This window comes from Streptomyces sp. NPDC006265, from assembly GCF_040613555.1.
GTDB lineage: Bacteria > Actinomycetota > Actinomycetes > Streptomycetales > Streptomycetaceae > Streptomyces.
In genome coordinates this window covers 1-6,931 of the sequence record NZ_JBEXSH010000473.1, presented here as the reverse complement: position 1 = coordinate 6,931, position 6,931 = coordinate 1, and the positions used below count along the sequence as shown (strand labels likewise).

Sequence of the window (6,931 nt, the reverse complement as noted above, 5' to 3'; positions counted from 1 at the left end):
CGGCGCTGTACGGGAACTACCGCATCGACCCGCTCGTCCAAACCCTCGACTCGGTCCGCGAAGAGGTCGCCCGCGACTGCGTCTTCGTGGCCCGGCTCGGTGAGGAGGTCGTCGGCTCGGTCCGCGGCGCGGCCACCGGGGACGGCGCCGCCGCGATCGGCAAGCTCTGCGTCCATCCCCGCCTCCAGGGCCACGGCATCGGCGCCCGACTCCTCGGGGCAGCCGAATCGGCCCTCGCCGGCCAGCACGGGGCCACCCGCTTCCGCCTCCACACGGGCCACCGCAGCGAGGGCAACCTCCGCCTCTACCGCAAGGTCGGCTACGAGACGGTGGGCACCTCCCAGGGCTCCGACGGCGTACCGATGATCGTCCTGGAGAAGCCGGCGAGTACCTACGCGGCGACGGCGTGATGATCGGCCTTCTTCAGGGGCGCGGGGAACTGCGCGACGAGCCACGGACGGCCCGCGGCCGCCTGACGAACCTCAGGCGGCATCCCCGTCGCGCGAACGCGAAGCCCGCAGCCAGTAGATGGCGGACACCGGCAAGATCACGGGAATGAAGAGATACCCCATCCCGAAGTCCGACCACACGGTCGCGTCCGGGAAGGCGGACGGCTCGACCAGGGTCCAGGTCCCCACCGTCAGCACCCCCACCAACTCCGCGACACAGCACGCCAGGGCGACCCTCCGTGCCGTCTCCCCACCCCGCACCAGCGTGTACGCGATGAACCCGTATACGACACCGGCCACCGCCGACAGCGAGTACGCGAGCGGTGCCCGGTCGAACTCCGTCGCGATCTGATACGCGGACCGCGACACCGCCCCCACGACCATCACGCCGTACAGCCACACCAGCAGCGTGCCCGGACCGCTGATCAGCCTGCGCCGGCTCACCTCAGCCTCCCCAGATGTCATAGAGACGCACCTCCAGCACCGCCAGCACGACACCGCCGGCGGCCACCGTCACCGAACCCCACCGGGTCCGCTCGGCCAGCGACATGAACCCGGCCGCCGGGACGCACGCGAACGCCCCCAGCAGATACGCCACGAAGATCGTCGTGCCCTGCTCGGGCTTCTGGCCCTGCGCGAGCAGCACGATCCCCACCGCCAGCTGGATCAGCGACAGCAGCGTGACCACGGCCATTCCGATGAAGTGCCAGTCCTTCGTCGGCTGGTCGCGGTAGGCCGCCCAGCCGCACCAGGCGGCGAGCAGCAGCGCGGCGACGCCGGTCACCAGCGTCAGGGCATCAAGCATGCTGTGACCTTATTACGGCCGAAAAGGCCCGATGCCTGCGGCCCTGGCCTGCACCGTAGGGTCGAGGGCATGACGATCCACGCCCAGGCCCTGCTCTTCGACAACGACGGAACCCTCGTCTCCTCCCTCGCCTCGGTGCACCGCTGCTGGACGCGGTGGGCCGGGGAGTACGGAATCACGGCCGAGGAGTTCGCGCGGGTCGAGCTGCACGGCCGGCCGGCCGCCGAGATAGCCGCCGACCTGCTGCCCGCCGAGGTCGTGCCGGAGGCCGTCGCGCGGATCGAGGACCTCGAGGTGCAGGACGTACCGAACGGCGGGGTGCACCTGCTGCCGGGCACCCGGGCCTTCCTCGATGTGCTGCCCGCCGAGCGCTGGGCCGTGGTGACCTCCGCCACCCGGCGGCTGGCCGAGGCCCGGCTCGACGCCGTCGGCATCCTGCCCAAGACCCTCGTCGCCGCCGACGACATCACGCGCGGCAAGCCCGACCCCGAGCCGTACCTGCTCGCCGCCCGCGCGCTCGGCGTCGACCCCGCCCACTGCGTGGTCTTCGAGGACGCCCCCGCCGGTCTGACGGCCGGACGCGCCGCCGGCATGACCACCGTGGCATTGACCACAACCCACCAGGCCCACGAACTGCACGCCGATCTGGTCGTCGAAAACCTGTCGGCCCTGTCCGCACTGGTCACCGAGCAGGGCGTGGAGATCTCCCCGCGCGGCTGACCGATCGCGGCGCCGTCCACCGCTGTCCAGCATCCGGACAGCGGACGGCCGGTCAGGACCGTACGCATGTTTTACTGACGACATGACCACGACGAGCGACCGCATCCCCGCGACCGAGGCGACCATGCCGCCCGGTGCTCGTTGTATGTGTCGAATGTGCGCCTTCTAGAGGGCCCCTGCACCACCCCTGAGCTCGCGCCCCGAAGCGAGACGCGGCCTGTCCGCACGCCCTGAAGCCTGCGTGACCCGAAGCCGCCCCGCGCACATGTTCTCCCCGGTTCCACTCCCCAGCGAGAACCGTGTCGCGTCCCTGACCGAATGCACCTGTGCCCGGGCACACCCACGCCCGCGCCCTCGACAGTGACGGAATCCCAGTGATCACCACCTCGGGCCTGACCAAGGTCTACCGTGCACGCGGCCGCGAGGTCACCGCCCTGGACGGCGTCGACCTGCACGTCCGCGAAGGCGAGGTGTACGGCGTCATCGGCCAGTCCGGCGCCGGCAAGTCCTCGCTCATCCGCTGCGTCAACCTGCTGGAACGTCCCACCTCCGGCACCGTGACCGTCGCCGGGCAGGACCTCACCGCCCTGGCCGGCCGCGGCCCGCGCGCCGGAAGGGAACTGCGCCGGGCGCGCAGCCGTATCGGCATGGTCTTCCAGCACTTCAACCTGCTGTCCTCCCGGACCGTCCAGGACAACGTCGAGCTGCCCCTGGAGATCCTCGGGAAGTCCGGGCAGGAACGCTCCCGCAAGGCGCTGGAGCTGCTCGACCTGGTCGGCCTCGCCGACAAGGCCACGTCCTACCCCGCGCAGCTCTCCGGCGGTCAGAAGCAGCGCGTCGGCATCGCCCGCGCCCTCGCCGGCGACCCCAAGGTGCTGCTGTCCGACGAGGCCACCAGCGCCCTCGACCCCGAGACCACCCGCTCGATCCTGGCGCTGCTGCGCGACCTCAACCGGCAACTCGGCCTGACCGTCCTGCTCATCACCCACGAGATGGACGTCGTGAAGTCGGTCTGCGACTCGGCCGCGCTCATGGAGAACGGGCGCATCGTCGAGTCGGGCACGGTCAGCGAGCTCCTCGCGACCCCCGGCTCCGAACTCGCCTCGGCGCTGTTCCCGCTCGGCGGCGAGGCCTCCGGTGACGAGCGCACCGTCGTCGACGTCACCTTCCAGGGCGAGAGCGCCACCCAGCCCGTCATCTCGCAGCTCGCCCGCACCTACAACATCGACATATCGATCCTCGGCGCCGCCATCGACACCGTCGGCGGCCTCCAGGTCGGCCGGATGCGCATCGAACTGCCCGGCCGCTACGAGGACAACGTCGTACCGATCGGCTTCCTGCGTGAACGGGGCCTCCAGATCGACGTCCTGGGCCACGAGTCCGAACTGGTGAAGGCAGGTGCGAAATGACCTGGTCCGAGATGCAGCCCCTGCTGGAGCAGGCGTGTTGGGACACCCTCTGCATGGTCGGCTGGTCCACGCTCATCGCCGTCGTCGGCGGTCTGCCGCTCGGCGTCCTGCTGGTCCTGACCGACCGCGGCGGCCTGCTCCAGAACCTCGCGGCCAACAAGGTCATCGGGCAGGTCGTGAACATCGCCCGCTCCCTGCCGTTCATCATCCTGATGGTCGCGCTGATGGGCTTCACCCGCTCGATCACCGGTACGACCATCGGCGTCGAGGCGGCCATCGTGCCGCTCGCCGTCGGCGCCATCCCGTTCTTCGCGCGTCTGGTCGAGACGGCCGTCCGCGAAGTGGACCACGGGCTCGTCGAGGCCGTGCAGTCCATGGGCGGCAACACCTGGACCATCGTCCGCAAGGTCCTCGTCCCCGAGTCCCTGCCGTCGCTGATCTCCAGCACCACCACCACGATCGTGGCCCTCATCGGCTACTCCGCCATGGCGGGCACCGTCGGCGCCGGAGGCCTCGGAGACATCGCCATCCGGTATGGCTACCAGCGCTTCGAGACCCAGCTGATGTGGATCACCGTCGCGATCCTCGCCGTCGTCATCTCGGTCATCCAGTTCGCCGGCGACTACGCGGCCCGCTCCCTGCACCGGCGCGGCGCCCACTCGGGCCCCGCCCCCAAACTGCGGCTGCTCAAAGCCGCTTCCTGAACGCCCCGTTCGCCCGCCCGTTGCCCGACCCCACCACCCCTCAACGACGGCGCTTCGCGCCGCCGCCCCCCTGATCCCAGGGGTCGCACCACCCGCAAGGCCATAAGGAAAGGCACTTTTCGTGCGTAACACCGCCAAGATCACCACCGCCGTCCTCGCCGCCGGAGCCCTCACCCTCGGGCTCAGCGCGTGCGGCGCGGACAGCTCCGGCACCGACGGACCCTTGATCGTCGCCGCCAGCCCCGTCCCGCACGCCGAGATCCTTAACTTCGTCAAGGACAACCTGGCGAAGAAGGAGGGCCTCGACCTGCAGGTCAAGGAGTTCACCGACTACGTCACGCCGAACTCGGCGACGCAGGACGGCTCCGTCGGCGCCAACTACTTCCAGAACAAGCCGTACCTCGACGACTTCAACAAGAAGAACGGCACCGACATCGTGTCCGTCGTCACGGTCCACCTGGAGCCGCTCGGCCTCTACTCCCACAAGGTCAAGAAGACCGACGACCTGAAGAGCGGTGCGACCGTCGCCATCCCCAACGACACGGTCAACGAGGCCCGCGCCCTCAAGCTCCTCGCCGCCCACGGGCTCATCACCCTCAAGGCGGGCGTCGGCAACGAGGCGACCCCCTCCGACATCACCAACAACCCCAAGAACATCAAGTTCAAGGAGCTGGAGGCGGCCCAGACCCCGCGCTCCCTCGACGACGTGGACGCCGCCGTGGTCAACGGCAACTACGCCATCGAATCCGACCTCAAGCCCTCCAGGGACGCCCTCGTCCTGGAGTCGCCGAAGAACAACCCCTACGGCAACTTCCTCGCCGTGAAGAAGGGCAACGAGGACGACCCGCGCGTGAAGAAGCTCGCGAAGCTCCTCACCTCGCCCGAGGTCAAGAAGTTCATTCGGGACAAGTACGCCGGCTCGGTGCTCGCCTCCTTCTGAGCCCACCCCCGGCACCCGCGCACACGGGGTCCTTCCCCCACCCGGTGGAAAGGGCCCCGTGTGCGGATCAGTGCTTTCATGCTGCATGCTGGGCAGTTCAGCATGCCCTGAAGGTTCACCGAAGGTTACGGAGCGGCGCATGACGAGCACCTTCCCCAACATCTCCATCAGCACGGAGCGGTTGGTGCTGCGTCCCCTCGACGAAGACGACGTCGCCTCCCTGGCCGCGATGATGAACGACGAACAGGTGGCGGCCTGGACCTCCGTCCCCCAGCCCTTCACGGAGGACGGCGCCCGCACCTGGATCACCGAGTACGCCCCCACCGAGCGCGCCGAGGGACGCGGACTCGACTTCGCGGTCACCGAGTTCCTCACCCAGCGCCTGGTCGGCGTCATCCAGCTCGGCAAGACCAACTGGCACGTACGCTCCACCGAGCTGTCGTACATCATCGCCCCGTGGGCCCGCGGCGAGGGCTACGCCTCCGAGGCCGCCCTCGTCACCGCCCAGTGGCTCTTCACGGACCAGAAGTTCGAGCGCATCGAACTGCGCACGGCGGCCGACAACACCGCCTCCCAGCAGGTCGCCCAGAAGATCGGCTGCATCAGCGAGGGCGTGCTGCGCAACGCCTGTATAGCCCGGGCCCGTGCCGAGGACGGCACATGGACCGACGTACGCACCGACTTCATCGTCTGGAGTCTGCTCCCCGAGGACCTGGAAGGCGTCGGCGAGCAGCTCCGCGACGGCTTCACGTCCTTCGGCGACTGGAACTGACCGGAAGCATCCGGAGGACGACGGCGACGACGACACCGAAGCCCCCTCCGACATCTCCACCGGGTACCCTCACGGAGCCCGCCCCCGGGCTGCTCCCCACCACGCCACGCAGACGACCTGCGAAAACCCCTGGAGACTGACGACGATGGCCGACCGGGTCACGGTGATCGGCTGGGACGGTTCGCCGCTGACCGCCGCGGCGAGCGCCGCCCTGGGCGCCGCCACGCTCGTGGCCGGTGCCGCCCACCACCTGGCGCTCCCCGAGGTACCCGCCGGGGCCGAGCGCATCCGCCTCGGCAGCGTCGCCCTCGCCGCCCGCCGCATCGCCGCCCACCGCGGCACGGCCGTCGTGCTCGCCGACGGCGACCCCGGCTTCTTCGGCGTCGTACGCACCCTGCGCGCCCCCGAGTTCGGCCTTGAGGTGGAAGTCGTCCCCGCCGTCTCCTCCGTCGCAGCGGCCTTCGCCCGCGCCGGTATGCCCTGGGACGACGCACAGGTGGTCGTCGCACACCCCCGCACCCTGCGCCGCGCGGTCAATGTATGCCGCGCTCACACCAAGGTGGCGGTCCTCACCTCACCCGGCGCAGGTCCCGCCGAACTCGGCCTGCTCCTCGAAGGAGTCCACCGCTCCTTCGTCATCTGCGAGGAACTCGGCACCGCCCGCGAACGCGTCTCCGTCGTCACCTCCGACAAGGCCGCCGACCACACCTGGCGCGACCCCAACGTCGTCATCGTCCTCGGCGGCCCGGCCGGGCCCGGCACCGCGGGGGAGACCGGGGGCTGGATCTCCGGCCGCGACCCCTCCGCCGGACCGCGCGGCTGGACCCTGCCCGCCGACGCGTACGGCGCGGACCTCGGCGAGGGCGAGACGCAGCTGCTGCGCGCCTCCCAACTCGCCCACCTCGGGCCCCGCGTCGGCGACCTCGTGTGGGACATCGGCTGCGGCAGCGGCGCGTTCGCCATCGAGGCCGCCCGCGCCGGTGCCGCCGTCCTCGCCGTCGACAGCGCTCTGACCGCCTGCGCCCGCACCGACGCCGCCGCCCGCCGCCTGGGCGTCCAACTCCAGATCGTGCACGGCACCGCCCCGCACATCCTGGAGAACCTCCCCGAACCGGACGTCGTCCGCGTCGGC

Annotated in this window: 9 protein-coding genes; 7 read left to right on the top strand and 2 right to left on the bottom strand. The window is 70.4% G+C overall.

Translation table 11 applies throughout. The features are described from left to right. A partial coding sequence (locus ABZ281_RS30745; protein ID WP_356660755.1) for a GNAT family N-acetyltransferase occupies positions 1-410 on the top strand: 410 nt, incomplete at its 5' end. Between the two features lie 72 nt (positions 411-482). On the opposite strand, the gene ABZ281_RS30740 is transcribed toward ABZ281_RS30745, so the two are convergent. Beyond that, a complete protein-coding gene (locus ABZ281_RS30740; RefSeq protein WP_356660753.1) occupies positions 483-914 on the bottom strand; it encodes a hypothetical protein in 432 nt (143 codons plus the stop codon). Further along, complete coding sequence (locus ABZ281_RS30735) at positions 895-1,254, bottom strand: hypothetical protein (protein WP_356660751.1); 360 nt, start codon at positions 1,252-1,254, stop codon at positions 895-897. Before ABZ281_RS30735 ends, ABZ281_RS30740 begins: the two co-directional genes overlap by 20 nt. A 69-nt stretch (positions 1,255-1,323) precedes the next feature. Between ABZ281_RS30735 and ABZ281_RS30730 the strand changes: the two genes are divergently transcribed. The 6 genes from ABZ281_RS30730 to cbiE form a co-directional block, all read left to right on the top strand. Further along, positions 1,324-1,974 carry an HAD family hydrolase gene (locus tag ABZ281_RS30730; RefSeq protein ID WP_356660749.1) on the top strand — a complete coding sequence of 217 codons (651 nt, stop codon included), beginning with the start codon at positions 1,324-1,326 and terminating at the stop codon, positions 1,972-1,974. A gap of 374 nt (positions 1,975-2,348) precedes the next feature. Further along, entirely contained in the window at positions 2,349-3,383 is a 1,035-nt protein-coding gene (locus ABZ281_RS30725) for an ATP-binding cassette domain-containing protein (RefSeq protein WP_356660747.1), read from the top strand. Further along, positions 3,380-4,087 (top strand): methionine ABC transporter permease, encoded by a 708-nt coding sequence (locus tag ABZ281_RS30720; protein ID WP_356660745.1) that lies wholly within the window; start codon positions 3,380-3,382, stop codon positions 4,085-4,087. The genes ABZ281_RS30725 and ABZ281_RS30720 overlap by 4 nt, the downstream gene beginning before the upstream one ends. Before the next feature lie 121 nt (positions 4,088-4,208). Continuing rightward, entirely contained in the window at positions 4,209-5,027 is an 819-nt protein-coding gene (locus ABZ281_RS30715; RefSeq protein WP_356660743.1) for a MetQ/NlpA family ABC transporter substrate-binding protein, read from the top strand. 139 nt (positions 5,028-5,166) lie between these two features. Next, on the top strand, positions 5,167-5,799 hold the full coding sequence (locus ABZ281_RS30710) for a GNAT family N-acetyltransferase (RefSeq protein WP_356660741.1): 633 nt from the start codon (positions 5,167-5,169) through the stop codon (positions 5,797-5,799). A gap of 145 nt (positions 5,800-5,944) precedes the next feature. Then, a partial coding sequence (gene cbiE / locus ABZ281_RS30705) for a precorrin-6y C5,15-methyltransferase (decarboxylating) subunit CbiE (protein WP_356660739.1) occupies positions 5,945-6,931 on the top strand: 987 nt, incomplete at its 3' end.